Source organism: Ewingella allii (genome assembly GCF_044430645.1).
In the GTDB taxonomy this organism is placed as follows: Bacteria; Pseudomonadota; Gammaproteobacteria; order Enterobacterales; family Enterobacteriaceae; genus Ewingella; species Ewingella allii.
This window is the reverse complement of record NZ_JAWUDN010000003.1, coordinates 133,043-159,009: the sequence shown is the minus strand read 5'-3', so window position 1 is coordinate 159,009 and position 25,967 is coordinate 133,043. Positions and strand designations below refer to the sequence as shown.

Genomic DNA, 25,967 nt, shown 5'->3' with positions numbered 1-25,967 from the left:
ATTAACTCGGGCCGAAGGCCGTTATTGTTGCAGCTAGTTTGGACACGGCCAGCGCGGAAAAACCGGAGCGTACACGTAGTACGTGAGCCAATTCATCCAAAAAAAGTGAGCACTGCCCGGGTTCAAAATGGCAAATAAAATAGGCCTTTTTTAACTCCCGCCGTACCAGTTGTAACCCTGATCCTCCCAATAACCTCCGGTGAACTTATTGGTAATTTCAATCACTTCGATATGCTTTGGATTCTTGTAGCCAAGCTTGGTTGGCATACGCAATTTCATCGGGAAACCGTATTTACGCGGCAGGATTTGCCCGTCGTAAGTCAGCGCCAGCAGGGTTTGCGGGTGCAGCGCGGTTGCCATGTCGATACTGGTGTAATACTCGTCAGCACACTTAAAGCTGACATATTCCGCCGTCAGGTCGGCGCCAATCAGGCGCAGGAAATCGCCAAACGGCACCCCGCCCCATTTACCAATTGCGCTCCAGCCTTCGACACAGATGTGGCGAGTGACCTGACTGACCTGCGCCATTTGGTATAGCGACGCCAGCGACCATTCGCGTTTATCCAGCGCCAGCCCGGCGATCTTCAGGCGATAGGCATTGCCATCCACCTCGGGGGCGTCGTCCTCGGCGTAAAACGCGTTGAACGGGAAAGGCCGGGTTATCATCGATTCGGCATAAACCGGGGCCAGTCGGGTCGAGCCAAACAGCCAACCCTGTACTCGATCATTAAAGGTGGAGACAGTATTCAAGGCTTTCTCGACCCCGGCGTTATCGCTGATATCGCAGCCGGTCAGCATCGCCATGCCGCCCAGCGTCAGTCCTTGCTGCAAAAAACGACGGCGCGATGGGGCGTCGAGGTGGCGAATAATCTGTTTCTGCGCCTCCTGCACGATGACCTGAGTGTCTGAAGGCGTGAAAATCTGCTTGATGTTCTTTTTAAAAATGTTCTTCATGACCTTTCCTCAGCGTCCGCGCAGCATCGCCAGCAGGGTTTTCGGCACCAGCGCCACCATCACCAAATGCACGGCAACAAATCCCACCAGCGAAGCCATCGCAAAGAAATGCACCACGCGGGCCGTGTCAAAACCCCCCAGCAACTCTCTGAGCAGGGGAAACTGCACCGACTTCCACACCACCAGCCCTGACAGCACCAGCACGATGCCGTCGAGCATCACGAAGACATAGGCCGCGCGCTGCACCATGTTGTAGTGACGCAAGTCGGCATGAGCCAGCTTGCCGCGTAGCGCCGCGCTTAAGTCTCGCAGCACGCCTCTTGGGGTCAGCGGCCAGAATTTGCGCTTCATTCGGCCGGTGACAATATTCATCAGCAGGTAAAACACGCCGTTAAAGCCGAACAGCCACATTCCGGCGAAGTGCCACTGTAGACCGCCGCCCAGCCAACCGCCGAGGGTCAGGCTGCGGGAAAATTCAAAATCAAACAGCGGCGATGCGTTATAAATTTGCCAACCGCTGGTAACCATAATCAGCACTGCCAGCGCATTCAGCCAGTGGCACAGACGCAGCCACAATGGGTGGACAATCTCTGGCTTGGCCTGGTTTTGCTGCGGCTCACTCTGCGGTGAAAAGTCGGTATGTAGCGTCATGTTTTTGTTTCTCACTCGCCCTGTCGATGAAGCCAGTATTGAGCGGATTTGTTCCCCAAGACCTCACGCAAAGTTAAATAAAATGTGATAACTCTGAGTAAGCAGCTTGTGTAGACTGCTACTCATACCCTCCCCTCCCCGCAGGCTCGACTGAGATGGAAAAACCCAAAAAGATTTTGATCGTGGAAGACGACAGCAACATCGCCGAGCTGCTCAATCTGCATTTACGCGATGAAGGCTATGAGATAACCCACGCCGCCGATGGCAATCTGGGCGTAGCGCATTTAGAGAAAGGGGGTTGGGACGCGCTGATTCTGGACCTGATGCTGCCCGGCGTTGACGGGCTAGAGATTTGCCGCCGCGCCCGCAACATGACGCGCTACACGCCGATCATCATCATCAGCGCCCGTTCCAGCGAAGTGCATCGCGTGCTGGGGCTGGAGCTGGGGGCCGACGACTATCTGGCGAAACCCTTCTCTATGCTGGAGCTGGTGGCGCGAGTCAAAGCGCTGTTCCGCCGTCAGGAAGCCATGAGCCGCAATATGAAGATGGACGCCGGGACCCTGAGCTTCTCCGGGTTAGTCATTGACCCTATTGCCCGCGAAGTGGCGTTGAACCAGCAGACGGTGGAACTGACGCCGCGCGAGTTCGACCTGCTCTACTTCTTCGCCAAAAATCCCGGCAAGGTGTTCTCGCGCCTGAGCCTGCTCAATCAGGTGTGGGGCTATCAGCACGAGGGTTATGAACACACGGTGAATACCCATATCAACCGACTGCGCATCAAGATTGAGAGCAACCCGGCTGAGCCAGAGCGCATCCTGACCGTATGGGGAAAAGGCTATAAATTCACGTCGTCAGCGGAAGACGCGCAAGGATAAATCATGAGTAAAATGACGCTTTCGCAACGACTCACCCTGGTTTTTATTCTGCTGCTGGTGGCCTGCTCGCTGATTTCCGGCGTGATGCAGGTACGCTCGAGCGACAGATTCAGTCAGGCGACGATTCAACGTTTGTCTGCCAATCTGGCCACGCAGATTGCCGCCAATAACCCGCTGCTGAGCCAAAACGGGTTAGATCCTAACGCGGTGCATAACCTGTTTAACCAGCTGATGGCCGTCAACCCGAGCGTCGAGGTTTATCTGCTCGACAGCGAAGGCGACATCGTCGGCAATGCCGCCCCTGCGGGAAAATTGCTGCGCCAGAAGATAGATTTAACCCCGGTGCACGAGCTGCTTAACGGCAAAACCATGCCGGTATATGGCGACAACCCGCGCACCACCGACCAGCGGCAGGTGTTTAGCGCCGCGCCGCTGACGTCCAATGGCGTGCTTAAAGGCTATGTCTACATTGTGCTGCAGGGCGACGACTACCGGGCGTTGGCCAGTAAGGCGGAGTTCCAGTCGGCCATTTATATGGCGCTGCGATCCATGGGGATGGTGGTGCTGTTTGGCTTGCTGGCCGGGGCGCTGGCTTTCCGCTGGGTGACTCGCCCGGTGCGTAAACTCACCGCGCAAATCGCCACGCTGGACGATGGCGGCATGGAGGCGATTCAGGCTCTGGCCCAAACCCAGCCGCCGGTCGGCCAGCCGAAGGATGAAGTGGCGCAGCTGCAACAGGCGTTTGTCGGGCTGGCAAAACGCATTGATCAGCAGTGGCAGAGCCTGACCGCGCAGGACCAACAGCGCCGCGAGTTTATCGCTAATATTTCCCACGACCTGCGCACCCCGCTGACCTCGCTGCACGGCTATCTGGAAACCTTGTCGATGAAGGCCGACCGCCTGAGCAGCGACGAGAGCCAGCGCTATCTCGACATCGCCCTCGCCCAGAGCCGCAAGGTGGGGCGTCTGGCGCAGGAGCTGTTCGAGCTGGCAAGGCTGGAATATGGCGTGGTGAAGCCGCAGAAAGAGCCGTTCTCACTGTGCGAACTGGTGCAGGACGTATTCCAGAAATTCGAACTCGCCGCCGAGGCGCGCGGCCAGAAACTCAATGCCGACATCATGCCGGATATTCCGCTGGTTAACGCCGACCTGGGGATGATTGAACGGGTGCTGACCAACCTGCTGGACAACGCCCTGCGCCACACGCCGGAGGGAGGCACCATCCATGTCCGCCTGTGGAAACAGGCTCATGAAGTAATGGTGCAGGTGAATGACAGCGGGCCGGGCATTGCGCCAGAGTTAAAGGCCAACCTGTTTGTGCGGCCTTCGATTCTCAGCACCAATAAGCACCGCGCGGGCGGCCTCGGGCTGATGATTGTGCGCCGCATTTTGCAACTGCACGGCAGCGATATTGAACTGCTCGACCAGCCACACAGCGGCGCAAGCTTCCAGTTCGCGGTGCCGATTTAGTCCTCCACCAGAATCCGTTTCTCCGTCAGGAAATCGATAAACACGCGGACCTTGGGCAACATATGACGACTGCTTGGCCAGACAATGGAAAACTTGCCGTCGTCATATAAATAGTCACTGAGAACGGATTTCAGCACGCCGGTTTTGAGCTGTTCGCGCACCAGAAACTCGGGAATATAGGCAATGCCGACGCCGTGTAGCACGGCCTGAATCAGTGCCTCAAGGTTGTTACTGCTCACCACAACCGGCAGCTCTAGCGCCATGTCACTGCGGATATCCCACGGCTGGATCTGCCCGCTGCCCGGAAAACGGTAGCGCAGGCAGGCGTGCCGGGCTAAGTCCTGCGGGCTATGGGGTTCGGGGTTTCTGGCAAAATAGTCCTGGCTGCCGACGATAACAAAATGGAATGGCCCGAGGCGGCGCGACATCAATTGCGAGGTCGGCAGTTCGCCGCTGCGCACCGCGACGTCTATGCCTTCGGCAATCAGGTCTACCATGCGATCGCTGAAATCGAGCTCAAGCTCAACCTGCGGATAACACTGCATAAATTCCGCCAAGTGCGGCAACAACATGCGATAGCCAATTGCCGGCATGCTCACCCGCAGCTTACCGCGCGGCTCGGCGGAAACGCGCGATAACTCCTGCTCGGCCTCCTCCATCTGCGCCACGATTTGCTGACAACGCTCGAAAAATAGCTGGCCTTCGTCAGTCAGACTGATGCGCCGCGTGCTGCGGTTAAACAGCCGCACGCCGAGCTTTGCCTCCAGCCGCGCCACGCTCTTACCTATCGCCGAGGCCGAGATCCCCATGATCTCGCCCGCCGCCGCGAAGCTTTGATGCTGCGCCGCACGCACGAATGCCAGTATGCCGTTTAGGTTTTCCATCTTCACTCCGCGAGGTAATTAGAGCTATTTTGTCCGCAATCTACGGACTTTAAGCCCATTTCCGCAAAATTGCAGACATTTTATCATCTCTACATTATTCATTTCCGGAGAAAGCCATGAGTCCATCTAACCAAACCAAGGGCGGCCAGCTAAGCGTGTTGTTTACCGTCTGCCTGGCAGCGCTGATTTTGCCACTCAATTTTGTCAGCGGCGCGGTGGCCACCCCGGCCATTGCCCGCGAATTGGGCGGCAGCGCGCAGGCGCTAAGCTGGATAACCAATGCCTTTATGCTCAGTTTTGGCTGCTGCTTAATGGCGGCGGGAGCGCTGGCCGATGAATTCGGCCGCAAAAAGGTGTTTGTAGTGGGCGTGGCGGGCTTTGCCCTGCTCTCTTTGCTGCAAAGCTTTAGCAACAGCCTGCTGTGGATTGACCTGCTGCGCGGCGCGCAGGGGGTGGCGGCAGCGGCGGCGCTGGCGGGAGGCTCGGCGGCTTTAGCGCAAGAGTTTGACGGCCCGGCGCGCACCCGCGCGTTCAGCCTGCTAGGTACCAGTTTTGGCGTCGGCCTGGCCTTCGGGCCTTTTCTGGCGGGCCTGCTAATAGCCCACCTCGGCTGGCGCTCGGTATTTATTTCCGCCACGGTGATTGCCCTGCTGGCCCTGTTAACCGGCGCGTCGAGAATGCATGAGTCGCGCAACCCTAACGCCACCGGCATCGACTGGCCCGGTACTTTGACCTTCACTTCGATGCTGGCTTTACTGACCTGGGCGCTGATGGCTATTCCGCAATATGGCCTGCAAAGCCCGCCAGTGCTGGGTTTGCTGGCTGGCGCCGCACTGCTGCTGGCGCTGTTTATCTGGGTTGAGCTGCGCGTGCGCAACCCGATGCTCGACCTGTCGCTGTTCCGCTTCCCGCGTTTTATTGGCGTTCAGGCACTGCCGCTGGCTACCGGATTCTGTTTTGTGGTGCTGCTGGTCATTCTGCCGATGCAGTTTATCGGCATCATGCAGATGAGCGAGGAGCAGGCCGGGTTAATGATGATGGCGCTCTCCCTGCCGATGCTGGCCGTGCCGCTGATTGCCGCCTGCCTGACGCGCTGGGTGAGCCCCGGCCTTTTGTGCACCGCCGGTTTGCTCGTCGCCACCTTTGGGCTGTGGTGGTTAAGCCTTGCCGTCGAGGCGCAAAACGCCGGGCAGATGATCCTGCCGATGCTGGTGATTGGTTTGGGGGTTGGCGTGCCTTGGGGATTGATGGACGGGCTTTCGGTCAGCGTGGTTCCCAAGGAGCGCGCGGGCATGGCGACGGGGATTTTCAGCACCACCCGCGTGGCGGGCGAAGGGCTTTCGCTGGCAACCGTCGGCGCCCTTCTCGCCGCTTTCGCACAGGGTGGATTGAGCCAGCACTTCTCAGGCCCGAGCTTAAGTGACGCCAGCCAGCGTCTGGCAACCGGCGATTTAACTCATGCCCACAGCTTGATCCCGCAAGCAAGCACCGCCCAACTGCAACAGATTTACGCCGCCGCCCTGCATCACGTCCTGCTCAGTCTGGCGGCGATCACCCTGCTTTCCGCCATAGTGGTAATGGTGGCGATGGCGGGGAAAGAAACAATGGCGGAACAACCCACTTAATTAGCATGTTGCGCGGGGGTCAGTCTGACTCCCGCCGCTCGAGTGATTTCAGTTAGCGTACCGATGGTTGGATTGCCATTTTCAGACAGCGCCTTGTAGATATGTTGCCGCGTGATGCCGGATTTTTTAGCGATTTCGGTGACGCCGCCGCGAGCTTCAATGACGCGACGCAGTGCGGTGAGAAAGGCCGCCACGCCGCCAACTTCATAGATCTCTTCTAAAGCTGTCTGAAGATAAATTTCGGCATAGGCGGGATCGGCACGAAGTGTAGCAATGATCTCCGCATCACGGCTGACTGATGGCGGTACTGCCTCTGGGGCAACTGCCGTTTTTTTGTTTGAAACCATGATTTTACCTCGTCTGATAATCAGCTAAGTATTTCACTGCATTATCGATATCTGCGTTTTGGTTCTTCTTCGTTCCACCCGCGAGAAGTAAGATGATTTTTCCGTTCTCTATCGAGTAATAAATCCGGTATCCCGCCGCATAATCGATCTTAATCTCCCATACCCCATCGCGCTCAAATTTATGCACACCAAAGTTACCGGCCTGAGCACGGTCCAAGGCAACGTCAATTTTTGCTGCGGCGCGAAGATCCTTCTTCCTGAGTTTATCCATCCAAATTTTGAACGGCTGTTTCTTGTTTCTATCCTGATAATGTTCAGTTGTGTACATCCCTGTCCCCATCACTAAACCTGACGGGATTGTCTCTTATAAAAGACAAAACTACAACTAACTGTATTTAAAACGACCGATCCCCATGACTTTCACCCAATAGCGGGAGCAGTCGCGCGTAGGCTTCTTCCAATTCGGGGGAGATGTCGACGGCGGCGATAAAGTCTTTGCCGCGCGGGCCGTAGCCTTGCGGATCGTTGCGCAGGCGCGGGATCTCGCCCAATAGCAGCGAAGCGAAGCGCGGCCATGACCACAGGCTGTCCCGCGTTTCGCCAGCGTACTGGGGTTCTTCTTCCAGCTTATCGAGCTGGGGCACGAAGGTCGGCCAGTTGATGAATTCCACCTCTGGCCGGTCCTGCCAGACCTTGCGGAAGCTGGCGTCGGTGCGCCGCTGCATCAGCGGATCTTGCGTCAGGATAATGCGCGATGAGCCGTCACCCGCCAGATCCAACACCCGTCGGGCCTGAGTGGCGTTGTCGCCGCAGTTAGTTGAAAACGTCTCCAACAGGAGCTTGGCTGGCTCAATGGCGAAGAAATTGATGGCGATATCTTGCAGTATTTCCGCCTCGCTGCGCCCTTTGGTGGCAATGGACGCGTACCTTGGATGATTTTTTACCGCCAGATAAAGCAACTCGGTCGAATGACCAATCCCCCCGGCGATCAGAATTTTACTCACAGCACCGCTGGCGAGCGCGGCAAAAGCGCCCTCGGCGACCGGCAAAATTGCGTTGCCAAGCAGGATAAGTAAAGGTGCCTGAAAGCGCGCCAGCTCGCTGGGAGAAGCCCCCTCTGTTTGATCAAAAGCTAAAAATTGCGCCAGTGCATTAATGTCAGCCAGTCGACTGGCTGTATACGATTCAGCTAAAGACATAAAAATCTCATTGGGTTGTAAGCAGAGCAAAACGCGATGTTATCAGACAGTAAAATTTATCTGTAAACACCTGAATATCTGATGTTTTGGACATAATTCAATCAGTTGGACAACAAGCTATCTTTAGTAAATTAGTGTTACATAAATCAAATTAAGACTACTCTTAGGTTTAAATATCCAAATATTTCAACTTATCAGTATTTACACCCGCCTAATTTAAAAATTCAGATTTTTCTATCTTTTTGCCAAAAGTGCTAAAAACTTCTCCTTAAGTTAAATTTATTAACTTATATTTAACTCAACTATAAGAAACTTCTCATGATTCAAAAGAAAGATTTGCTCATTTATTCATCATAAACACTGAAAAACTCAGTGATAAATCTCCAAAAGTGAGATGCCAGCAAAGCTTTGACCTGATGACTTTTTCCTTTTTTTTCTGTTGTTGCCGCCAGAGAAATTACACATGCAAACGCCTTTGCATGCACACACAGCACGAGTTAGTTGTTATTGGGAGTCATCATGGACGTAAAAAATCAATCATTACTGGGTTTAATCACTGCGGCATTACTCACCCTTCCTCTGGGTGCGCAGGCAGCAGGCACACTGACAGGTCAGGTCGGTGTTCAACTGATCATCAGCACTGGTTGTACTGTTGGTAACGGCTCCACTACAGGCGGCACCAACCAGTGGGGTACTTTGAACTTTGGTAACTACGCCGATTTAACCAGCATTATCAATGGTACGGTCACTGGCACCAACGGCAGCGCGGTCACTATCACCTGTAGTACTGGCCTGACACCAACACTTTCGCTCAATGGCGGGCTGGCAGCAACCGGCGCAGTGCGCGCAATGACCTTTGATGCCAACAAAATCTCCTATCGCCTCTATTCTGATGCAGCGCGTACTACTGAGATTGGCATCAATACGCCGATCACCCTAACCACAGGAACTACCGCGCAGAATATCCCGATCTATGGCCGCGTCTTACCTGGCGACCAAACGGGCGCTGGCGGCACAACTCCTCCGGCTGGAACCTATAACGATACCGTCGTCGCCACGATTTCCTGGTAATAGCTTAATGAGTCAGGGCCGCTTTCGGCCCTGAACCTACTGCCATTCAAGGAAGGAAAGACCATGGATATCAAGGCGCTGTTGTTGCTGCCCTTTCGCTGTATGCTCCTGATGCCCGCTCTACTGCCAACCAGTCATGCGGCAACGATTGGCGTCACGGCGACGCTGCTTCCTGCCTGTAGCGCAGGGACAACCACTGGCGGTTCAACCACTTACGGCACCCTGAGCTTTGGCAATTATGCCAGTCTGAGCAACATTATCAGCGCCACCAGCGCCCAGTTGGCGGGCTCGATTCGCGTCAATTGTATCAACGGCCTGAGCTACAAAATCCTGATGGACGGCGGCAACAGTGGCAATGTGAACAGCCGCAATATGGTCAATACCAGCAACGCCGCGCTGAAGGTACTTTATAACCTCTATACCAGCGCGACTTTTGCCACTATTTGGGACAACACCACCGGCCTGAGCGACGTCGGCAATGGTGCCGATCAGTGGCATACCGTTTATGGACGAGTGCCGGTACAAACCACACCTGCCGCGGGCACCTATCAAGACACGGTCAATGTTACGGTCAGTTGGTAACGGAGGCTGACTATGATCATTAGGTCTTCGACGCCGTTTCATCTGCTACTGCTGCTGTCCGTTCTGGCTTGCCCAAACGCACAGGCGGCAACGGCAAACTCATCTTTTACCGTCAATGCCACCATTGTCAGTGGCTGCGCCTTTGGTAATTCACTTGCTACGCCAATCACCAACCTCGGCACCATCAATTTTGGCTCGATGTCTTCCATCACCAATAACGTTGACGTCACCAGCGCCAGCGGGACAGGCAGCATCGTCGTGACCTGCACCACCGGCGCCAACGTCACCATTGCTATCGATTATGGCGTTAATGGCGGCACCTCAACGGGCCGCTTTATGGCGAACACCAGCAATGCCGCGCAAAAACTGCGTTATCAGCTTTATCAGGATTCGGGGCGAAGCCAAGTGTGGGGCACCGGCACGCTGGCGCGGACCATCAACAATTTCCCGGCAACCACCCAAACCTATCCGGTGTATGCACGATTATTTGCCGTGACCCCATTACCCTCAGCGGGAACCTATAGCGATACGGTCACAGTTACCTTAACTTATTGAATCATCAGGAAATGAACTATGTATCAAACATTATTACGCGCACTGATTAGTTTGCTTTCACTGAGCCTGTTTTTGGTGGCGGCTCCTGGCTGGGCCGCCAGTTCGGTACTGGTGTGGCCGGTGTATCAAATCATCGAGTCTGACCAAAACGGCTCAGCGCTGTGGTTGGAAAACCGGGGCGCAGCGCCAGTTTCCCTGCAAGTCCGCGTGCTGGCGTGGAAACAAGAAAATTTCACCGAACGCTATGCGGACCAAAATGACGTGGTCGCCAGCCCGCCTTTCGCCACCGTCGCTCCCGGCCAGCGCCAGCTGATTCGCTTGATTCGTAATACCCAAGTTCCGCCGAAGACCGAGAAAGCGTTTCGCATCATCATCGACGAAATTCCTTCGCCATTGCAGCCTTCCGAGCAGGGTAAAGAGAAAGCCGTGGTCGGTTTACAGCTGCAAATGCGCTATTTGCTGCCGCTATTCCTCGACGGCGAAGGCATCTGGACCAATGAACGTGCTGATATCAAACGCAATCTGGCGGATGCCACCAAGCCGGTCCTTAAATGGAGCATTGAGAGCGGCGGCGGTAAGTCCTTCCTGAGAATTCGCAATACTGGCGTGGTTCACGCCCGCCTGAGCAACGTCTTCTGGTCAATGACTGGCGACGCCAAGCGCGGTGTTAAAGCCATGACTACCGGCTTTATGGGATATGTGTTGCCGGGGCAAGAGATGCGATGGCCGGTGCCTGCGGGCGTGATCCCCGGCGGGCAGCTCAATGCGCAAATCGCTGATAACGCTGAACCTATTGTGATCCCTCGCGGCGAATAATCCCGGAGCCGCAACCCATGGAAACCAGAGGTTTCGCCCTGAGGACGGGGCTATTGGCTTACCAAATGGCGTGCCACACGGCACGCCGAACGGTTCGCCACGGTATCACGCTGATGTATGCCAGCGGCATGAGCCTACTGCTGCTGCCCATGGTCGGACAGGGGGCAGAGTATGACGCCCTGCCCGCCGCGCCGCGCGCGCTGCCCACGCAGGCGGAGGCGACCTATTATCTGGCGATCATGGTCAATGGTCAGACGGATAATCAGGTGGTGCCGGTGATTTTTCGTGACAACGCGTGGTTCGTCGAGTCCGGCGTGCTGGCGAAAAATCACGTGCATCTCAACGGCCAGCAGCAAGGCTTAGTCAACGTCAGCGCGCTGCCAGGGGTGAAAACCGAGTACAACTCGGCCAGCCAGCAGCTGGTGTTGAAGGTACCCGATGCGTGGTTGCCGCAGCAAAATATTCGCGGCGACAGCCTACTGAGCTATACGCCGTCGCAGAGCAGCAACGGCCTGCTGTTCAACTATGACTCTTACTACACTGACCCGCACGAAGGGCCGCGATCCGTCGCCACCTGGATGGAGCAGCGGCTGTTCAGCGACGTGGGAATTCTGACCAACACCGGCACCTGGCGCTACAACATGGACACGCCCGAGGGATTCTCGGAGAGTTCAACCTCCGACGGCTATATCCGCTATGACACCTACTGGCGCTACTCGGACGAGCAGAGCTTGATCAGCTATCAGGTGGGCGACTTCGTGAGTAACTCGCTGACCTGGAGCAACTCGGCGCGCATGGGCGGGCTGCGCGTCAGCCGCAACTTCGGCGTGCGCCCGGACTTGGTGACCTATCCGCTGCTGCAATATAGCGGGACTGCCGCCGTGCCGACCACCGTCGACCTGTTCCTTAACGGTTTTAAGGCCAGCACCAATAATCTGAATTCCGGCCCCTTCACCCTGACCAACGTGCCTTATATCAACGGCGCGGGCGAGGCCACGGTGGTCACCACCGACGCCCTTGGGCGACAGGTTTCCACCAGCGTGCCGTTTTATGTTTCCAATACCCTGCTGCGCAGCGGGTTGTCTGATTTCGACTTATCCCTCGGCGCGGTCAGGCAAAATTATGGTATCAGCAGCGGCGACTACTCCGACGCGGCTTTCAGCGGCATTTATCGCTACGGCATCACCAATTACCTGACGCTCTCCAGCCACGGTGAGGCAACCAACGGGCTGGCATTAGGCGGCATTGGAGCTGATTTGGCGGTCGGGCACTGGGGGACGCTCAGCGTTTCTGGCAGCCAGAGTCAGGCCAACCGCGCGCCGCGCACCCTCGGTGAGTTTGATATCAATGGCAATAATCCGGCGAACAATGTGATTGGCGGCATACCCAATAACAACGGCGAAATCACCAATCCGAAGGACCCCACCCGCGTTACCGACGAGAAAAGCGGCAACCAATATACGGTCGGCTACTCCTACTATTCCACCCTGTTTAGCCTTTCGGCGCTGCGCTCGTCGCGCACGCCGGGCTATCAGGATTTAACCTCTTACACCAGTGATACCAGCCTGAGCCGCCGGGCCGATCAGGTGACTTTCAGCACCTCGCCTTTCGGCCAGTCCAGCGGCACGGTGGGGGTGGGTTATTACGACGTGGAAGCCTATGACCAGAGCCATACGCGGCTGCTCAACCTCTCTTACAGCCGCTCGCTGTGGGGGCAGTCGAGCATGTTCCTGTCTCTGAATAAAACCCTCAGCGACAGCGGCTACAGCGCCCAGCTTCAGTTCATCATCCCGCTGGATATGAACACCAGCATCAATGCCGGATTGCAGCGCGACAGCGGCGGCCACTACCGCGAGCAGATTGGGGCCAGCAAGACGGCGCCGACCGAGGGCGGGCTGGGCTGGAATCTGGCCTATACCGGCGGCAGCGACCCTTATCAGCAAGCCGATGCCACTTGGAAAACGCGCTACGCCACCCTGCAGGGCGGGCTGTATGGTGAAAGCGGCAACTACACCAACTGGGCAGATCTGAGCGGCTCGGTGGTGTTTATCGCCAATGACTTCTTCCTGTCGGACAAGATTAACGACGCCTTCATGGTGGTGGATACCGACAATTACGCCGACGTGCCGGTGATGTATGAAAACCAGAAAATGGGCAAAACCGATAAAAAAGGCCATCTGCTGATCCCCACCGTCAGCTCCTATTACCCGGCGAAGGTGGAAATTGACACCCTGCCTCTGCCTGCCGATGCCGTGGCGAATCGCGTGGTGGACAATATTTCCGTGCGCGAAGGCAGTGGCGTGGTGGTGAAGTTCCCGGTGAAGCGCGAGCTGTCGGCCACCATTAAAATCAACGACATCCACGGCGAGCCGCTCAAATTGGGCACGCTGGTTACTGAGCAAAACAGTCAGCAAACCACGGTGTCTGGCTATGAGGGGCTGGTCTACTTCAGCAACCTTCAGCAGCACAACGTGTTAGTGATTCGGCAGGAAGATAATTCAGTTTGTCGGGTCGGCTTTGACCTGAATCTCAACCATCACAGCATTGAGCAAATTGGCCCGCTGGTTTGCCATCCCAACGCAGGGTCAGGAGGTAAGATATGAATCTACTCAGGATGGGGCTGCGCGCGCTGGCCGCGCTGGCTCTGTTAGTCGTTGGCCTGCCAGCGGCCTATGCCGCCTGCTCCAGCAGTCCTGGCACGGGGAGTTTTGGCACCCTCAGCTCCTTTGTGGCGGGCAGTACCGCGCAACAGGTGACGGCGACCAGCGGCTTTAAATGCACCGGCTCGCTGCTCTCCTTATTAAGTACCAACACAGTCACGGCCACTATTGCAACCTCAGCCAACGGTGTCGGCAATCAGGCAGCAATGCTTGGGCCGAACGGCGTAAAACTGCCTTATCAGATTTGTCAGGACAATGGCTGTGGCACGGTGGTGAACGTTGGCAATCAGACCACCTGGAGCAGTACCACGCTACTCGGCCTGCTGGGCTTATTCAACGCCAGCGACGGCTCGCTGCCACTTTACCTGCGCACGGTGACCGGGGTGAATTTACCGGCGGGAAGTTATAGCGATACGCTGGGGATTAACTGGACCTACCATATTTGCTTCGTCGGGGTGCTGGGGCTATGTGTTTATACCGATGGCGCAGACAGCACGACAGTCACGGTGAATATGACGGTGACCAACTTCTGTTATATCGACAATGCGCCAAATGTGAACTTCGGCTCGGCGGCTTTCCCGGCAGGCTTTGCCTCAGTAACCAACAACTCGCTGAGCATTCGCTGCACGTTGAACGCGGCTTATAGCGTCAACCTGACCAGCACGGTGCCGGGCAGCGGGCAGTATCGGCAGATGTCCTCGACCAATAACGGCGTGACCAGCTATTTGCAGTATCAAATCTTTAAAGGGGATGCGTCGGTATGGACCGCCGCGACCAATACAGCGATGACCGGCACCGGCGCGTCGCAAAACGTGGCTTACTCCGCGACGGTTAACCCAAGTCAGGCTAACCCACCGCCGGGAACCTATAGCGATACCGTGCTGGTGACGGTGACTTATTAGAGGGAAATCATGGCGGGCCGGTGCGCGTGTCGCTGCAACGGCCTGCTACGGGCTTACAGCCCTTTGAGGATCTTCATGGTGGCGTCGACGTCGATTTCGTCTTCCGAGAAGATGTAAGTGGTGTTCTGGAAGGTGGTGAGTGCCAGCTTCTTCAGGGTGCGCGTTGTGGCCTTTTTCTCTTCTTCTTTCGGGCGAATGCGGTTCATCAACAGGCCCACGGAGAGCACGGCATTCTCTTTGTCGATTTGCGATTCGGCAGGGACTTCTTCGCTGTAAGCCAGATAGGACTTGATGCTGGTGATTTTGATGCGCTCACCGGCAATAAAGATGTATTTGCTTTCAGGCTCGACTTTGACGGCAAACGCCGACAGGCCTTTATTGTTGGTGGTCGGCTCGAACGTCACCACGGCGTCTTTCTTGATTAGCTCGGGGTTGGTGACTTTAATCACGTGGAAATAACGGTTATCGCCGTTTTCATCTTTGATAAAGCCGAAACCTTTATCTTCAAACCAAGTTGTGATTGTCCCGTTCATCGCTCTTACCGCCTAATTAATCGTTCAACATGTCAATTTTTGCAGCGCGCAGTTTAATGCAGAATGCGTGCAAAGTCCTGTGCTTTACCGTCCAGCCGCCTTTCTAAAGGTAAGATTGAAACGATAGCCGCCGGTAAGCGGATGTTCGCCGGCTTTTAACGGCAAAATGCCGTGATAACGCAGCCGCGACGGCCCGCCCCATACCACGATATCCCCGTGAGTCAGCGTCACTCGCTGGGTCTTATCACTGCGCTCCATGCCGCCAAACTGAAATATCGCCGGTAATCCCAGCGACACCGACACAATCGGCGCGCCGAAGTCGTGCTCGTCTTTGTCCTGATGCAGCGACATTTTCGCCCCTGACTGATAACGGTTGATCAGGCAGGCGTCGGGCGCGAAACCGGCAAAACCGGCCTGCTCGGCGGCCTCGACTGCCAGCGTGCGGAACAGCTCGGGCATCGGCGGCCAGGGCTGCTGGCTCTCCGGCGACGTGGTTTGGTAACGATAGCCCTGACGGTCAGTCACCCAGCCGACCTCGCCACAGTTGGTCATGGCGACCGACATCGCATAGCCGCCCGGCGTAGCGCGATATTGGAAAGGCACCAATCCGGCAATTCTGTCGATTTCCGCCAGCAGCGCGGTGTCGTCTCGCAGCGCGCCGCCGCGCAGCACCACGGCCCCCGGCGCTAACTCTTCCCGCCAGTGTGGGTGGAAATCTGGATGATCGAACAAGTCTAAATTCATGTTCACCTCCGATGACGTTATTGATTAAGTATATAGCCTGATAAGCCTAGCGGCGGTCGGAAGCTTTGGCTAAGGTTGAAGCATTACGCGTTTTCAACATCACTGATAAGGAAGGATCATGGCTCGCGAAATCAATAAGGACACCCAACTCTGTATGTCGTTGTCCGGCCGCCCCGGCAATTTTGGCACTCGCTTCCATAACTATTTGTATCAAGCTCTGGATCTGAATTTTATCTACAAAGCCTTCTCAACCCAAGATATTGAGGCCGCCGTGAAGGGCGTGCGCGCGCTGGGCATTCGCGGCTGTGCGGTGTCGATGCCCTTCAAAGAGGCCTGCATCCCCTTCCTCGACGAGCTTGACCCGTCCGCCACCGCCATTCAATCGGTCAACACTATTGTGAATGACGACGGCTTCCTGCGGGCTTACAACACTGACTACATCGCCGTGGCGAAACTGCTGGAGCAGTATCAGGTGCCGAAGGACGCGGTGTTCGCCCTGCGCGGCAGCGGCGGCATGGGCAAAGCCGTGGTGGCGGCCATCCGCGATGCCGGCTTCACCAAGGGCTATGTGATTGCTCGCAACGAGAAAAGTGGCCGCGCGCTGGCCAAAGAGTACGGCTACGAGTGGCGAAGCGAGGTCGGTGACGCCGCCGTGGATATGCTGGTTAACGTCACGCCAATTGGCATGGAAGGCGGCCCGGACGTCGACGCACTGGCCTTCGACAAACGCGTGATTGATCGCGCCTCGGTGGTGTTCGACGTGGTGGCATCGCCGGTAGAAACCCCGCTGATTCGCTACGCGCTCGAGCAGAACAAGCAGGTGATCACCGGCGCGGAAGTCGCGGCATTACAGGCGGTCGAGCAGTTTGTGCTGTATACCGGCAAAAGGCCGGATGACGCCCTGATTGAAAAAGCCGCGGCCCACGCGCGGGGCTAATAGACGAACAGGCATAAAAAAACCCTCTCTTGTTAGGGAGAGGGTTTAAGGCGGTGCGGATCCAGCCTTACTGAGCAGCAGTCTGCTCGGCGCCCACCAGACCGACCTTCAGATAACCTGCTTTACGCAGCGTATCCATCACGTTCATCAGCGTTTCATAATCCACCGACTTATCAGCCTGGAAGAAAATGGTGCTTTGCTTGTTGCCCTGCGTGCGCTGGTCAAGCATGGACGTCAGGTTGGCGCTGTTTACCACGTCATCGCCCAGATAGAGCTGCTTATCGGCTTTCACCGTCAGGAACACCGGCTTTTCAGGGCGCGGCTGAGGCTTGGCGGTTGAAGCGGGTAAATCGACGCGCACATCAACGGTCGCTAACGGTGCGGCCACCATGAAGATGATCAGCAACACCAACATCACGTCGATAAAAGGCGTGACGTTGATGTCATGCATTTCACCGCTTTCGTCGAGGTCGTCATTTAAACGTATGGCCATGATGAATTACCCTACGCGCAGCTGGCGGTCTGCCTGAGGACGTGGCGTTTCGCCCGCGCTCGCGGCCAGGTCCAGATCACGGCCTTGCAACAGTAAAATTTGTGCCGCCACGTCACCCACTTGGTGGCGGTAAGAAGCAATGGTACGCGCGAAGATGTTGTAGATAACCACCGCAGGAATTGCCGCGACCAGACCAACCGCCGTTGCCAGCAGGGCTTCGGCGATGCCCGGTGCCACAACCGCGAGGTTGGTGGTTTGCGTCTGTGCGATACCGATAAAGCTGTTCATGATGCCCCAGACGGTGCCGAACAGGCCGACAAACGGAGAAATCGCCCCGATGGTCGCCAGAATACCGTTACCCCGGCCCATGTGGCGGCCCGCCGCGCTAACACGGCGCTCAAGGCGGAAGCTGGTGCGATCTTTAATGCCGCCGTTGTCGGTAGAACCGGCAGAAAGCTCAAGCTCGTTTTGTGCGTCACGCAGCATTTGGCTGCTGATGCTGGTGGCTGCGAAGCTTTCGGCTTCTTCAGCGGCTTCGTCCAAGGTGCGGGCACCGGCCAGCGCGGAGAACTCACGGCGCAGGCGGCGTTTACCGCTCCACACTTCCGCGCCCTTGCTGAACAGCAGCGTCCAGGTGACGACGGAGGCCAGTAGCAGACCAATCATCACGGTCTTCACTACGACGTCAGCGTGGTGATACATGCCAAGAACTGAAAGATCTTTCGGGATAACCGGAACCGCGGCGGTATTGGCGGTAGGTTCAGAAGAGGTGCTAACCGGAGTGACTGCCGTTGGCGCGTCGTTGCTGTTCGTTGCAGAAGGCTGAGCCGTTTGCGTGACGGCGTTGGCCGCAGGAGAAGAAGGTGCTGCTAACGCGGTGCCACTCAGACCTGCTACCAAAACGAAGGACATCAAAGCTGACGCCACTTTTTTCATATTATTGCGAGCCGTTTTCACGCGTCGCCTCCAGCAAAAATCAGTGTTAAAGGGTTTATTCATGGGTAAAGACAGCCCCAAATCATAGCAAACTAAAAGCCCGAATTGATAGTGGTTCTCATTATTATTTACATTATCGCGCCTAGCGCTGGCGCTGTCTTTGACCAAAAACAAGGCTTTCAAATGGCCGATTAAAAACCACACAATCTTACCGACTTCACACTTTCAGAAAAAATCCACACCGAAATCAACACGCTGCCGCCACATTCAAACATTAAAACAATGTTTTAAATATTAAGTAATGACATTTCAAAACTGTTTACACTTTGTGATAACGCTCAAATAACCGACAAACCTAATCGGGTATCTTGCTTGTGAAGACATAGACCGGACACCGGCAGTCTTCGTGCAGGTCATTCAATTCCCTCTTTTTTGATGTTCACTTTTACTGAGTACCCTGGAGACAAACTGATGAAAATGCAGCAAGCACTTCTCAGCCTTTGCCTGAGTTCCGCGACCCTAGTTTTTAGCCACAGCCTGCTGGCGCAAACCATTAAAGCCGCGGATGTCCATCCGCAGGGCTATCCCAACGTCGTCGCCGTGCAAAAGATGGGCGAAAAACTCAAACAACAAACCGATGGCCGACTGGAAATTAAAACCTTCCCCGGCGGCGTACTGGGTGATGAAAAGCAGGAGATTGAACAGGCGCAGATCGGCGCACTGGATATTATCCGCGTCTCCATGACGCCGGTGGCCTCGATTCTGCCTGAGATTAACGTCTTCACCCTGCCTTACGTCTTCCGCGATGAAGACCATATGCACAAGGTGCTGGATGGCAAAATCGGTAAAGAAATTGGCGACAAGATAACCAACAACCCAAGCTCCAAACTGGTGTTTCTCGGCTGGATGGATGGCGGCACGCGTAACCTCATCACCAAACAGCCGGTGGTGAAGCCGGACGATCTGCATGGGATGAAAATCCGCGTTCAGGGCAGTCCGATTGCGCTTGCCACCCTGAAAGCCATGGGGGCCAACCCCGTCGCCATGGGCGTCAGTGAAGTGTTCAGCGGCATGCAAACCGGGGTGATTGACGGTACGGAGAACAACCCGCCGACTTTCGTCGCCCATAACTACCTGCCGGTGGTGAAAAACTACACCTACAGCCGCCACTTCATTATCCCTGAGCTGTTCCTCTACTCGAAAGTGAAGTGGGACAAGCTGTCCAAAGACGATCAACAGCTGATGTTGAAACTCGCCAAAGAGGCGCAAGACGAGCAACGCCAGCTGTGGAAAACCTATAACGACGAGTCTTTGGCAAAAATGAAAGCCGGTGGCGTGAAGTTTTACGACATCGACACTCAGCCTTACTTCAAAGCCACCCAGTCGGTGCGTGACGAATTCGGCAAGGGTCATGAAGACCTGATGCAGCAAATTGCCGACGTTCAATAACTTGAGATGAGGCAGCCCGCCTGCCTCGTTTTTTGCGCACCCTTTGGGGAGGTTTTATGCTTTCTAGCTATCAGCGTTTGATGGACTTTCTCTACATTTGTGCCATGTGGCTGGCAGGCATTGCCCTGCTGTTTATGGTCGCCGTTATCCCCATCGGCATTTTTGCCCGCTACGTGCTCAATAGCGCCCTGTCATGGCCGGAACCCATTGCCATTATGTGCATGGTGACCTTCACCTTTGTTGGCGCTGCGGTGGCGTACCGCGCCGGTTCGCACATCATGGTGGCGATGGTGACCGATCGCCTGCCGCCCGCTTTGAAAAAATTCTCCGCCCTGCTGGCCGACATCATGATGCTGGCGATCAGCCTGTTCATCTTCTGGTACAGCCTGCTGCTGTGCAGCGAAATGTGGCATCAGCCGGTGGCTGAGTTCCCGCTGCTGACCGCCGGACAGACCTACCTGCCGCTGCCAATAGGCTCTGCGCTCACCGTGCTGTTTATCATCGAGCAGATTTTTGCCGGCCCTCAAGGCCACCGTCCGGTGGTGCAAATGGGTAATACCGAAGCCTGATAGCCCTATTCTTGGAGACGACATCGTGGATGCATTAATTTTACTCTTAACGCTGGGGGTAATGCTGGCCATCGGCGTGCCGGTGGCTTACGCCGTGGGTTTGAGCGCCGTCGCGGGCGCGCTGTGGATTGATCTGCCGCTGGAAGCCTTGATGATCCAACTGACCAACGGCGTAAACAAGTTCTCACTGCTGGCAATTCCGTTCTTTATTTTGGCCGGGGCGATCATGGCGGAAGGCGGCATTGCGCGCCGTCTGGTGAGCTTCGCGTACATATTTGTCGGCTTTATTCGCGGCGGGCTGTCGCTGGTGAATATCGTCGCGTCCACCTTCTTCGGCGCGATCTCCGGCTCGTCGGTGGCCGACACGGCCTCTATCGGCTCGGTGATGATCCCGGAGATGGAGAAGAAGGGCTATCCGCGCGACTTCGCCGCGGCGGTAACCGCCAGCGGCTCGGTGCAGGCCATTTTAACGCCGCCCAGCCATAACTCGGTGATTTACTCGCTGGCGACGGGCGGCACGGTGTCGATTGCCGCGCTGTTCATCGCCGGTATCCTGCCGGGGCTGCTGCTCAGCCTGACGCTGATGGTGATGTGCGTGGTATTCGCCCATAAACGGGGCTATCCGAAAGGCGAGCGCGTGCCGTTTAAGCAGGCGTTGAAGATTTTCGTCGACACCCTGTGGGGCCTGATGACCGTGGTCATCATCATGGGCGGTATTCTCAGCGGCGTCTTTACCGCCACCGAATCCGCCGCCATCGCCTGCCTGTGGTCCTTCTTCGTCACCATGTTTATCTACCGCGACTACAAATGGTCTGAGCTGCCAAAATTGATGTACCGGACAGTGAAAACCGTCAGTATCGTGATGATTTTGATTGGTTTTGCCGCCGCCTTCGGTGCCGTGATGACCTACATGCAGCTGCCGATGCGCATCACCGACTTCTTCACCAGCATTTCGGACAACAAGTACGTCATTCTCATGTGGATCAACATCATGCTGCTGCTGATCGGCACGCTGATGGACATGGCGCCAATCATCCTGATCCTCACGCCAGTATTGCTGCCGGTCATCAACTCGCTGGGCATAGATCCTGTGCATTTCGGCATGATCATGCTGGTTAACCTGGGGATCGGGCTGATCACGCCGCCGGTAGGGTCGGTGCTGTTTGTCGCCAGCGCGGTGAGTAAACAGAGCATTGAGAAAGTGGTGAAAGCCATGCTGCCGTTCTATCTGGTGCTGTTCGCCGTGTTGATGATGGTGACTTACATTCCGGCTATTTCCCTGACGCTGCCGAAGCTGTTCGGGGTCTATACGGGCTAGCCCAAGTCGCAAAGAGACTGAAATTTTCTCATACATGCAGGCAAAACCTGATCCAGCCTAATCATCATGTTAAGTTAAAGAAAAAGACTCGTGCCGCGAGGCACGAGCTTAAAAACACTAACAGGGTGAACAGGCATCATGTCTTCTAAGAAAGCCATCTCTTCCAAAAAAATTGAAACCACTTTGGTCAGCGCCGGGCGCGACAAAAAATATACGCTGGGCTCGGTTAATGCCGTGATCCAGCGCGCCTCTTCTCTGGTGTTTAACTCGGTAGAAGAGAAGAAGTTTGCCACCAAGAATCGCGCCAACGGCGAGCTGTTTTATGGCCGTCGCGGCACCCTGACTCACTTCTCATTCCAGCAAGCCATGGTCGAGCTGGAAGGTGGCGCGGGCTGCGTGCTCTACCCATGCGGCGCGGCGGCGGTCAGCAACGCCATCCTGTCGTTTGTCTCCACCGGCGACCACATTCTGGTGGCCAGCTCGGCCTATGAGCCGACCCAAGACTTCGCCGAAAAAGTGCTGCGCAAGCTTGGCGTCAGCACTACCTATTTCCCGGCGGATATCGGCGAAAACCTTGGCTCCCTGATGCAGCCAAACACTAAAGTAGTATTCCTCGAAGCGCCCGGCTCGATCACCATGGAGATGCCGGATCTGCCCGCGATGGTGCGTGCGGTTCGCGCCGTGTCGCCGGAGGTGATCATCATGATCGACAACACCTGGGCGGCGGGCATTCTGTTTAAAGCACTGGATTTCGACATCGATATTTCCATTCAGGCGGGCACCAAGTACATCATCGGCCACTCCGACGCGATGATCGGCACCGCCGTGGCCAACGAGCGCTGTTGGGAGCAGCTTCGCGAGCACTCTTATCTGATGGGCCAAATGGTCGATGCCGACACCGCCTATGTCGCCAGCCGCGGCCTGCGCACGCTGGGCATCCGCCTACGCCAGCATGAAGAGAGCAGCATTCGCGTGGCGCAGTGGCTGAGCGAACGTCCTGAAGTGGCGGTGGTCAATCACCCTGCGCTGCCGGGCAGTAAGGGCCATGAGTTCTGGAAGCGAGATTTCACCGGCAGCTGCGGCCTGTTCTCCTTCGTGCTGAAAGATCGCCTGAACGGCCAACAGCTGGCAGACTATCTCGACAACTTCGCGCATTTCAGCATGGCCTACTCGTGGGGCGGCTTTGAATCACTGATTTTGGCTAATCAGCCAGAAGAGATTCAAGCCATTCGCCCGGCGGAAACCGTGGATTTCACCGGCACGCTGGTGCGCTTGCATATCGGGCTGGAGAACGTCGAAGATCTGATTGAAGATCTGGACGCCGGTTTCGCACGCATTGCCACTTCAGTATAAGGATTGTTACAGAAGGCACGGTTTTGGGTGCTTTCTGTCTATGACAGATCAACCCACGGGGTGCGGATCTGCGTTACACTAGCCACGTTGTCGTTTTTCAGCACTCTGACAGGACAGACTATGGCAGTACTTATCGATATCCTTCATGCACTCTGGCAGCATGACTTTAGCGTTCTCGCCGATCCGAAGGTTCTTTGGGTGGTGTACGCCGTATTATTTATCACTCTGTTTCTGGAAAATGGTCTGCTCCCAGCTTCATTTCTGCCGGGGGACAGCCTGCTGCTGCTGACCGGCGCGCTGATTGCCCGTGGCGTGATGAGTTTTGTCCCTACTCTGATTATTCTGGTAGTGGCGGCAAGTCTTGGCTGCTGGCTGAGTTACCTTCAGGGGCGCTGGCTCGGCCACACCAAAGTGGTGCGCGGCTGGCTGCTGCAACTCCCCACGCACTACCACCAGCGGGCGCATCAGATGTTTATCCAGCACGGTTTAACCGCGCTGCTGGTGGGTCGCTTTCTGGCGTTTGTCCGCACCCTGCTGCCTACCATGGCCGGTATTTCAGGCCTGAGTAATGCCCGTTTCCAGCTGTTCAACTGGCTAAGCGCGCTGCTATGGGTGGGAGCCTTGGTCACTTTGGGGTACGCCCTGAGCCAAATCCCGCTGGTTAAACGCCACGAGGATCAGGTGATGGCCGGGCTGATGATTTTACCCGTGCTGTTGCTGGTGATTGGCTTGGTCGGCGGGCTGCTGGTGATATGGAAGAAACGCAAATGCCGCATGGCCGCCTGCTCCACAAAAACTAAACCCGCCGAGTAGCGGGTTTCTTTTTATCTGTCGCAGTATTTATAGCAAGTCGCCTGTCGCCAGCTTTAACCGGCGAGCGTCCCGGCCAGCGGCAGGGCATTATTCTCCCGCGCACGGGCAATTTCATCACTCGGCGTCACGCCAAAGTAGCGTTTAAACTCCCGGCTAAACTGCGAAGCACTCTCATACCCCACGCGCAGGGCCGCGGCGCTGGCCTTCAAACCGTCATACATCATCATCATCCGTGCCTTGTGTAACCTATAGGTTTTCAGATATTGCAGCGGCGAGGTGCTGGTGACGGCTTTGAAATTATGGTGGAAGGCCGACACGCTCATGTTTACTTCGCTGGCCAGCAGCTCCACGCTCAGGTTCTCCGCATATTGCGTTTCAATGCGGCGCAAGGCTTTGGAGATCTGGCTGAAGTGCGTATGACGGTTCACCAAGGCCTGTAGCGCCCCGCCATTGTCGCTAGTCAGCACCATGAAAAGGATTTCGCGGATGATCTGCGGGCCAAGCACCTTGGCGCGCAGCGGCTTTTCCATCGAATCCAGCAGGCGCTCGGCGGCGCAAAGAATGTCTTCATCCAGCACGCCCGAGCTGATACCCGAGGATTGATCCTTCTGCCCGGAAAAGCCCGCCTCTTCCATATCCATCAGTAAATCTTGCAGCATCACGGTATTGATACTGATCTGGATCCCGGCCATCGGCTGCTCGGCGCTGGCGAAGGTTTCGCATTCAAAGGGCAAGGGCACCGTGAGCATCAGGTAATTTTTCGGGTCATAGGAGAAAGTGCGCTTGCCCAGATAGCCAACCTTGCTGCCCTGAAACAGAATCACTATTCCGGGGTTGTAGAGCACGGGCGTACGCGGATGATGCTTTTCGGCATACATCAGCGTGACCTGCGGCACTGTCGAATGGTGGAGAAACTTATCGCTACTCATCCGCGCAACCTGTGCCGCCAGATTCGAGCAAAGACGCTCAACATATTCCATTCTGACCTTCCTCACTTTCAATGATCCGACATTAATTCTGCCACGCGCGCGCGGCTTTCTACAGTCGCCAGTAGAAACAGGCAAGTCTTAGGCAGAAATGGGCATCACTTAGTCACATCTGAAACCAGCAGAACCAAGGTTAGCTGCTAGGCTTTATGAGTAAATCACAGGATTGGAGAGAGTTATGTCCGGATCTAAAGCCGCAGAAAATACCTTTAATGCCTGGGCCGCCGCCAGTGCAGGCAGCCCGCTGGAGAAGTTTGCTTTCGACGCTGGCCCTATCGGTGATGAAGAGATTGAAGTCGCCATTGATTACTGTGGCGTGTGCCACTCTGATCTGTCGATGTTGAATAATGACTGGGGGATCACGCAATACCCCTTTGTTCCGGGACACGAAGTGGTGGGGAAAATCACCAAATTGGGTGACCACGCGCGCAATAAAGGGTTGAAAGTCGGGCAAACGGTCGGCGTAGGCTGGAATCGCGGCAGCTGTATGCACTGCCATCCCTGTATTTCGGGCGACCAGCATCTGTGCCACGATGTCGAAGCGACCATCATCGGCCATCACGGCGGCTTTGCCGATAAAATTCGCAGTCACTGGGCGTGGGCTATCCCCCTGCCAGAAGGCGTAGAGGTCACCAGCGCCGGTCCGCTGTTCTGCGGCGGTATCACCGTTTTCAACCCGTTACTGCAATTTGGCGTGCTGCCAACCCATCGCGTGGGGGTGATCGGCATCGGCGGTTTGGGCCATATGGCGGTGCGCTTCCTCAACGCGTGGGGCTGCGAAGTGACGGCATTTACCTCATCAACGGCCAAGCGCGATGAAGCCCTTTCCCTCGGGGCGCACCGCGTTATTGCTACCCGCGACCAGGCAGATTTGAAGAAGATCGCCGGTCAGCTGGACTTCATTATGGTCACCGCCAACGCCTCGCTGGATTGGGATGCCATTATCGCCACTCTCGCACCGAAAGGCCGTCTGCACTTTGTTGGCGTCGTGCCTGAAGCCGTGCCGGTGCACGTCATGGCGCTCATCAGCAAACAGGCCGAAATTTCCGGTTCACCCACCGGCTCCCCGTCACGTCTGGCGGATATGCTCGCGTTCTGCGCCCGTCATCAGATCACCCCGCAGGTCGAGCACTTCCCTATCAGCAAAATCAATGATGCTGTGAAGCACTTGGAGGATGGCAAGGCGCGCTACCGAGTCATTCTAGATATGAACGCATGATAAAAACTGCAGTCAAAGTAATT

27 protein-coding genes are annotated in these 25,967 nt (G+C 56.0%); 16 read left to right on the top strand and 11 right to left on the bottom strand.

Annotated features, from left to right (window positions below; translation table 11 throughout):
- Positions 1 to 150: 150 nt before the first annotated feature.
- On the bottom strand, positions 151 to 954 hold the full coding sequence (locus tag SBO83_RS09540; protein ID WP_396131341.1) for a molybdopterin-dependent oxidoreductase: 804 nt from the start codon (positions 952 to 954) through the stop codon (positions 151 to 153).
- A gap of 9 nt (positions 955 to 963) precedes the next feature.
- Positions 964 to 1,605 carry a cytochrome b/b6 domain-containing protein gene (locus tag SBO83_RS09535; RefSeq protein ID WP_396131340.1) on the bottom strand — a complete coding sequence of 214 codons (642 nt, stop codon included), beginning with the start codon at positions 1,603 to 1,605 and terminating at the stop codon, positions 964 to 966.
- Between the two features lie 155 nt (positions 1,606 to 1,760).
- On the opposite strand from SBO83_RS09535, the gene SBO83_RS09530 reads away from it, so the two are divergent.
- Positions 1,761 to 2,483 carry a response regulator transcription factor gene (locus SBO83_RS09530; RefSeq protein ID WP_353503415.1) on the top strand — a complete coding sequence of 241 codons (723 nt, stop codon included), beginning with the start codon at positions 1,761 to 1,763 and terminating at the stop codon, positions 2,481 to 2,483.
- A gap of 3 nt (positions 2,484 to 2,486) precedes the next feature.
- Entirely contained in the window at positions 2,487 to 3,953 is a 1,467-nt protein-coding gene (locus tag SBO83_RS09525; protein ID WP_396131339.1) for a sensor histidine kinase, read from the top strand.
- On the opposite strand, the gene SBO83_RS09520 is transcribed toward SBO83_RS09525, so the two are convergent.
- Positions 3,950 to 4,837, bottom strand: a complete 888-nt coding sequence (locus SBO83_RS09520; RefSeq protein WP_396131338.1) for a LysR substrate-binding domain-containing protein — start codon at positions 4,835 to 4,837, stop codon at positions 3,950 to 3,952. The genes SBO83_RS09525 and SBO83_RS09520 overlap by 4 nt on opposite strands.
- Positions 4,838 to 4,953: 116 nt before the next feature.
- Between SBO83_RS09520 and SBO83_RS09515 the strand changes: the two genes are divergently transcribed.
- Entirely contained in the window at positions 4,954 to 6,462 is a 1,509-nt protein-coding gene (locus tag SBO83_RS09515) for an MFS transporter (protein WP_396131337.1), read from the top strand.
- Here SBO83_RS09515 and SBO83_RS09510 read toward each other — a convergent pair.
- From SBO83_RS09510 to SBO83_RS09500, 3 genes are all read right to left on the bottom strand, one after another.
- On the bottom strand, positions 6,459 to 6,809 hold the full coding sequence (locus SBO83_RS09510) for a helix-turn-helix domain-containing transcriptional regulator (protein ID WP_353503419.1): 351 nt from the start codon (positions 6,807 to 6,809) through the stop codon (positions 6,459 to 6,461). The two genes, SBO83_RS09515 and SBO83_RS09510, sit on opposite strands and share 4 nt — an antisense overlap.
- 4 nt (positions 6,810 to 6,813) lie before the next feature.
- Positions 6,814 to 7,137 carry a type II toxin-antitoxin system RelE/ParE family toxin gene (locus SBO83_RS09505; RefSeq protein ID WP_396131336.1) on the bottom strand — a complete coding sequence of 108 codons (324 nt, stop codon included), beginning with the start codon at positions 7,135 to 7,137 and terminating at the stop codon, positions 6,814 to 6,816.
- A gap of 67 nt (positions 7,138 to 7,204) precedes the next feature.
- On the bottom strand, positions 7,205 to 8,008 hold the full coding sequence (locus tag SBO83_RS09500) for a YdcF family protein (RefSeq protein ID WP_396131335.1): 804 nt from the start codon (positions 8,006 to 8,008) through the stop codon (positions 7,205 to 7,207).
- 519 nt (positions 8,009 to 8,527) lie between these two features.
- Between SBO83_RS09500 and SBO83_RS09495 the strand changes: the two genes are divergently transcribed.
- From SBO83_RS09495 to SBO83_RS09470, 6 genes are all read left to right on the top strand, one after another.
- A complete protein-coding gene (locus SBO83_RS09495; protein ID WP_396131334.1) occupies positions 8,528 to 9,079 on the top strand; it encodes a spore coat protein U domain-containing protein in 552 nt (183 codons plus the stop codon).
- Positions 9,080 to 9,142: 63 nt separating this feature from the next.
- The gene (locus tag SBO83_RS09490; RefSeq protein WP_353503424.1) at positions 9,143 to 9,661 is read left to right on the top strand and encodes a Csu type fimbrial protein; all 519 of its coding nucleotides are present in this window, start codon (positions 9,143 to 9,145) and stop codon (positions 9,659 to 9,661) included.
- Between the two features lie 12 nt (positions 9,662 to 9,673).
- Positions 9,674 to 10,216: a Csu type fimbrial protein gene (locus SBO83_RS09485; protein ID WP_034793259.1), complete on the top strand. Its 543-nt coding sequence runs from the start codon at positions 9,674 to 9,676 to the stop codon at positions 10,214 to 10,216.
- Between the two features lie 18 nt (positions 10,217 to 10,234).
- Positions 10,235 to 11,032 carry a fimbria/pilus periplasmic chaperone gene (locus SBO83_RS09480; protein WP_396131333.1) on the top strand — a complete coding sequence of 266 codons (798 nt, stop codon included), beginning with the start codon at positions 10,235 to 10,237 and terminating at the stop codon, positions 11,030 to 11,032.
- A 17-nt stretch (positions 11,033 to 11,049) separates the two neighbouring features.
- Complete coding sequence (locus SBO83_RS09475) at positions 11,050 to 13,635, top strand: fimbria/pilus outer membrane usher protein (protein ID WP_396131331.1); 2,586 nt, start codon at positions 11,050 to 11,052, stop codon at positions 13,633 to 13,635.
- A complete protein-coding gene (locus SBO83_RS09470; protein WP_353503428.1) occupies positions 13,632 to 14,594 on the top strand; it encodes a Csu type fimbrial protein in 963 nt (320 codons plus the stop codon). The genes SBO83_RS09475 and SBO83_RS09470 overlap by 4 nt, the downstream gene beginning before the upstream one ends.
- Positions 14,595 to 14,647: 53 nt before the next feature.
- Here SBO83_RS09470 and SBO83_RS09465 read toward each other — a convergent pair whose 3' ends face one another.
- Together SBO83_RS09465 and alkB are read right to left on the bottom strand one after the other, a co-directional pair.
- A complete protein-coding gene (locus SBO83_RS09465; protein WP_396131329.1) occupies positions 14,648 to 15,127 on the bottom strand; it encodes a cold shock domain-containing protein in 480 nt (159 codons plus the stop codon).
- An 84-nt stretch (positions 15,128 to 15,211) separates the two neighbouring features.
- On the bottom strand, positions 15,212 to 15,871 hold the full coding sequence (gene alkB, locus SBO83_RS09460; RefSeq protein WP_396131327.1) for a DNA oxidative demethylase AlkB: 660 nt from the start codon (positions 15,869 to 15,871) through the stop codon (positions 15,212 to 15,214).
- Positions 15,872 to 15,989: 118 nt separating this feature from the next.
- Between alkB and SBO83_RS09455 the strand changes: the two genes are divergently transcribed.
- Positions 15,990 to 16,808, top strand: coding sequence for a shikimate 5-dehydrogenase (locus tag SBO83_RS09455; RefSeq protein WP_396131325.1), 819 nt, complete (start codon positions 15,990 to 15,992; stop codon positions 16,806 to 16,808).
- Between the two features lie 67 nt (positions 16,809 to 16,875).
- Here SBO83_RS09455 and exbD read toward each other — a convergent pair whose 3' ends face one another.
- Together exbD and exbB are read right to left on the bottom strand one after the other, a co-directional pair.
- On the bottom strand, positions 16,876 to 17,301 hold the full coding sequence (gene exbD / locus SBO83_RS09450; protein ID WP_353503432.1) for a TonB system transport protein ExbD: 426 nt from the start codon (positions 17,299 to 17,301) through the stop codon (positions 16,876 to 16,878).
- Positions 17,302 to 17,307: 6 nt separating this feature from the next.
- The gene (gene exbB / locus SBO83_RS09445; protein WP_353504030.1) at positions 17,308 to 18,237 is read right to left on the bottom strand and encodes a tol-pal system-associated acyl-CoA thioesterase; all 930 of its coding nucleotides are present in this window, start codon (positions 18,235 to 18,237) and stop codon (positions 17,308 to 17,310) included.
- 471 nt (positions 18,238 to 18,708) lie between these two features.
- Between exbB and SBO83_RS09440 the strand changes: the two genes are divergently transcribed.
- The 5 genes from SBO83_RS09440 to SBO83_RS09420 all read left to right on the top strand — a co-directional run bounded on the left by SBO83_RS09440 (position 18,709) and on the right by SBO83_RS09420 (position 23,739).
- The gene (locus tag SBO83_RS09440) at positions 18,709 to 19,686 is read left to right on the top strand and encodes a TRAP transporter substrate-binding protein (protein WP_396131323.1); all 978 of its coding nucleotides are present in this window, start codon (positions 18,709 to 18,711) and stop codon (positions 19,684 to 19,686) included.
- A gap of 56 nt (positions 19,687 to 19,742) precedes the next feature.
- Positions 19,743 to 20,255 carry a TRAP transporter small permease subunit gene (locus SBO83_RS09435; protein ID WP_396131322.1) on the top strand — a complete coding sequence of 171 codons (513 nt, stop codon included), beginning with the start codon at positions 19,743 to 19,745 and terminating at the stop codon, positions 20,253 to 20,255.
- A 25-nt stretch (positions 20,256 to 20,280) separates the two neighbouring features.
- Positions 20,281 to 21,573 (top strand): TRAP transporter large permease, encoded by a 1,293-nt coding sequence (locus tag SBO83_RS09430; RefSeq protein WP_353503433.1) that lies wholly within the window; start codon positions 20,281 to 20,283, stop codon positions 21,571 to 21,573.
- A gap of 138 nt (positions 21,574 to 21,711) precedes the next feature.
- A complete protein-coding gene (gene metC / locus SBO83_RS09425) occupies positions 21,712 to 22,926 on the top strand; it encodes a cystathionine beta-lyase (RefSeq protein ID WP_396131321.1) in 1,215 nt (404 codons plus the stop codon).
- A 120-nt stretch (positions 22,927 to 23,046) separates the two neighbouring features.
- Positions 23,047 to 23,739, top strand: a complete 693-nt coding sequence (locus SBO83_RS09420) for a VTT domain-containing protein (RefSeq protein WP_396131320.1) — start codon at positions 23,047 to 23,049, stop codon at positions 23,737 to 23,739.
- A 53-nt stretch (positions 23,740 to 23,792) separates the two neighbouring features.
- Here the strand turns inward: SBO83_RS09420 and SBO83_RS09415 are convergent, their stop codons facing one another.
- Positions 23,793 to 24,719, bottom strand: coding sequence for an AraC family transcriptional regulator (locus tag SBO83_RS09415; RefSeq protein WP_353503435.1), 927 nt, complete (start codon positions 24,717 to 24,719; stop codon positions 23,793 to 23,795).
- 184 nt (positions 24,720 to 24,903) lie between these two features.
- Here SBO83_RS09415 and ahr point away from each other — a divergent pair, with 184 nt between their 5' ends.
- The gene (ahr, locus tag SBO83_RS09410; protein ID WP_353503436.1) at positions 24,904 to 25,944 is read left to right on the top strand and encodes an NADPH-dependent aldehyde reductase Ahr; all 1,041 of its coding nucleotides are present in this window, start codon (positions 24,904 to 24,906) and stop codon (positions 25,942 to 25,944) included.
- Positions 25,945 to 25,967 lie beyond the last annotated feature (23 nt).

What these genes read in the sequence shown, in the direction of transcription:
- SBO83_RS09440 (WP_396131323.1), top strand. Translation starts at nt 18,709, where the DNA reads ATGAAAATGCAGCAAGCACTTCTCAGCCTTTGCCTGAGTTCCGCGACC.
- SBO83_RS09415 (WP_353503435.1), bottom strand. Translation starts at nt 24,719, where the DNA reads ATGGAATATGTTGAGCGTCTTTGCTCGAATCTGGCGGCACAGGTTGCG.
- SBO83_RS09500 (WP_396131335.1), bottom strand. Translation starts at nt 8,008, where the DNA reads ATGTCTTTAGCTGAATCGTATACAGCCAGTCGACTGGCTGACATTAAT.
- SBO83_RS09530 (WP_353503415.1), top strand. Translation starts at nt 1,761, where the DNA reads ATGGAAAAACCCAAAAAGATTTTGATCGTGGAAGACGACAGCAACATC.
- alkB (WP_396131327.1), bottom strand. Translation starts at nt 15,871, where the DNA reads ATGAATTTAGACTTGTTCGATCATCCAGATTTCCACCCACACTGGCGG.
- SBO83_RS09510 (WP_353503419.1), bottom strand. Translation starts at nt 6,809, where the DNA reads ATGGTTTCAAACAAAAAAACGGCAGTTGCCCCAGAGGCAGTACCGCCA.
- SBO83_RS09470 (WP_353503428.1), top strand. Translation starts at nt 13,632, where the DNA reads ATGAATCTACTCAGGATGGGGCTGCGCGCGCTGGCCGCGCTGGCTCTG.
- SBO83_RS09515 (WP_396131337.1), top strand. Translation starts at nt 4,954, where the DNA reads ATGAGTCCATCTAACCAAACCAAGGGCGGCCAGCTAAGCGTGTTGTTT.
- SBO83_RS09490 (WP_353503424.1), top strand. Translation starts at nt 9,143, where the DNA reads ATGGATATCAAGGCGCTGTTGTTGCTGCCCTTTCGCTGTATGCTCCTG.
- ahr (WP_353503436.1), top strand. Translation starts at nt 24,904, where the DNA reads ATGTCCGGATCTAAAGCCGCAGAAAATACCTTTAATGCCTGGGCCGCC.
- SBO83_RS09480 (WP_396131333.1), top strand. Translation starts at nt 10,235, where the DNA reads ATGTATCAAACATTATTACGCGCACTGATTAGTTTGCTTTCACTGAGC.
- exbD (WP_353503432.1), bottom strand. Translation starts at nt 17,301, where the DNA reads ATGGCCATACGTTTAAATGACGACCTCGACGAAAGCGGTGAAATGCAT.
- SBO83_RS09455 (WP_396131325.1), top strand. Translation starts at nt 15,990, where the DNA reads ATGGCTCGCGAAATCAATAAGGACACCCAACTCTGTATGTCGTTGTCC.
- SBO83_RS09475 (WP_396131331.1), top strand. Translation starts at nt 11,050, where the DNA reads ATGGAAACCAGAGGTTTCGCCCTGAGGACGGGGCTATTGGCTTACCAA.
- SBO83_RS09435 (WP_396131322.1), top strand. Translation starts at nt 19,743, where the DNA reads ATGCTTTCTAGCTATCAGCGTTTGATGGACTTTCTCTACATTTGTGCC.
- SBO83_RS09495 (WP_396131334.1), top strand. Translation starts at nt 8,528, where the DNA reads ATGGACGTAAAAAATCAATCATTACTGGGTTTAATCACTGCGGCATTA.
- SBO83_RS09535 (WP_396131340.1), bottom strand. Translation starts at nt 1,605, where the DNA reads ATGACGCTACATACCGACTTTTCACCGCAGAGTGAGCCGCAGCAAAAC.
- SBO83_RS09540 (WP_396131341.1), bottom strand. Translation starts at nt 954, where the DNA reads ATGAAGAACATTTTTAAAAAGAACATCAAGCAGATTTTCACGCCTTCA.
- SBO83_RS09525 (WP_396131339.1), top strand. Translation starts at nt 2,487, where the DNA reads ATGAGTAAAATGACGCTTTCGCAACGACTCACCCTGGTTTTTATTCTG.
- SBO83_RS09465 (WP_396131329.1), bottom strand. Translation starts at nt 15,127, where the DNA reads ATGAACGGGACAATCACAACTTGGTTTGAAGATAAAGGTTTCGGCTTT.
- SBO83_RS09485 (WP_034793259.1), top strand. Translation starts at nt 9,674, where the DNA reads ATGATCATTAGGTCTTCGACGCCGTTTCATCTGCTACTGCTGCTGTCC.
- SBO83_RS09520 (WP_396131338.1), bottom strand. Translation starts at nt 4,837, where the DNA reads ATGGAAAACCTAAACGGCATACTGGCATTCGTGCGTGCGGCGCAGCAT.
- SBO83_RS09420 (WP_396131320.1), top strand. Translation starts at nt 23,047, where the DNA reads ATGGCAGTACTTATCGATATCCTTCATGCACTCTGGCAGCATGACTTT.
- SBO83_RS09505 (WP_396131336.1), bottom strand. Translation starts at nt 7,137, where the DNA reads ATGTACACAACTGAACATTATCAGGATAGAAACAAGAAACAGCCGTTC.
- exbB (WP_353504030.1), bottom strand. Translation starts at nt 18,237, where the DNA reads ATGAAAAAAGTGGCGTCAGCTTTGATGTCCTTCGTTTTGGTAGCAGGT.
- metC (WP_396131321.1), top strand. Translation starts at nt 21,712, where the DNA reads ATGTCTTCTAAGAAAGCCATCTCTTCCAAAAAAATTGAAACCACTTTG.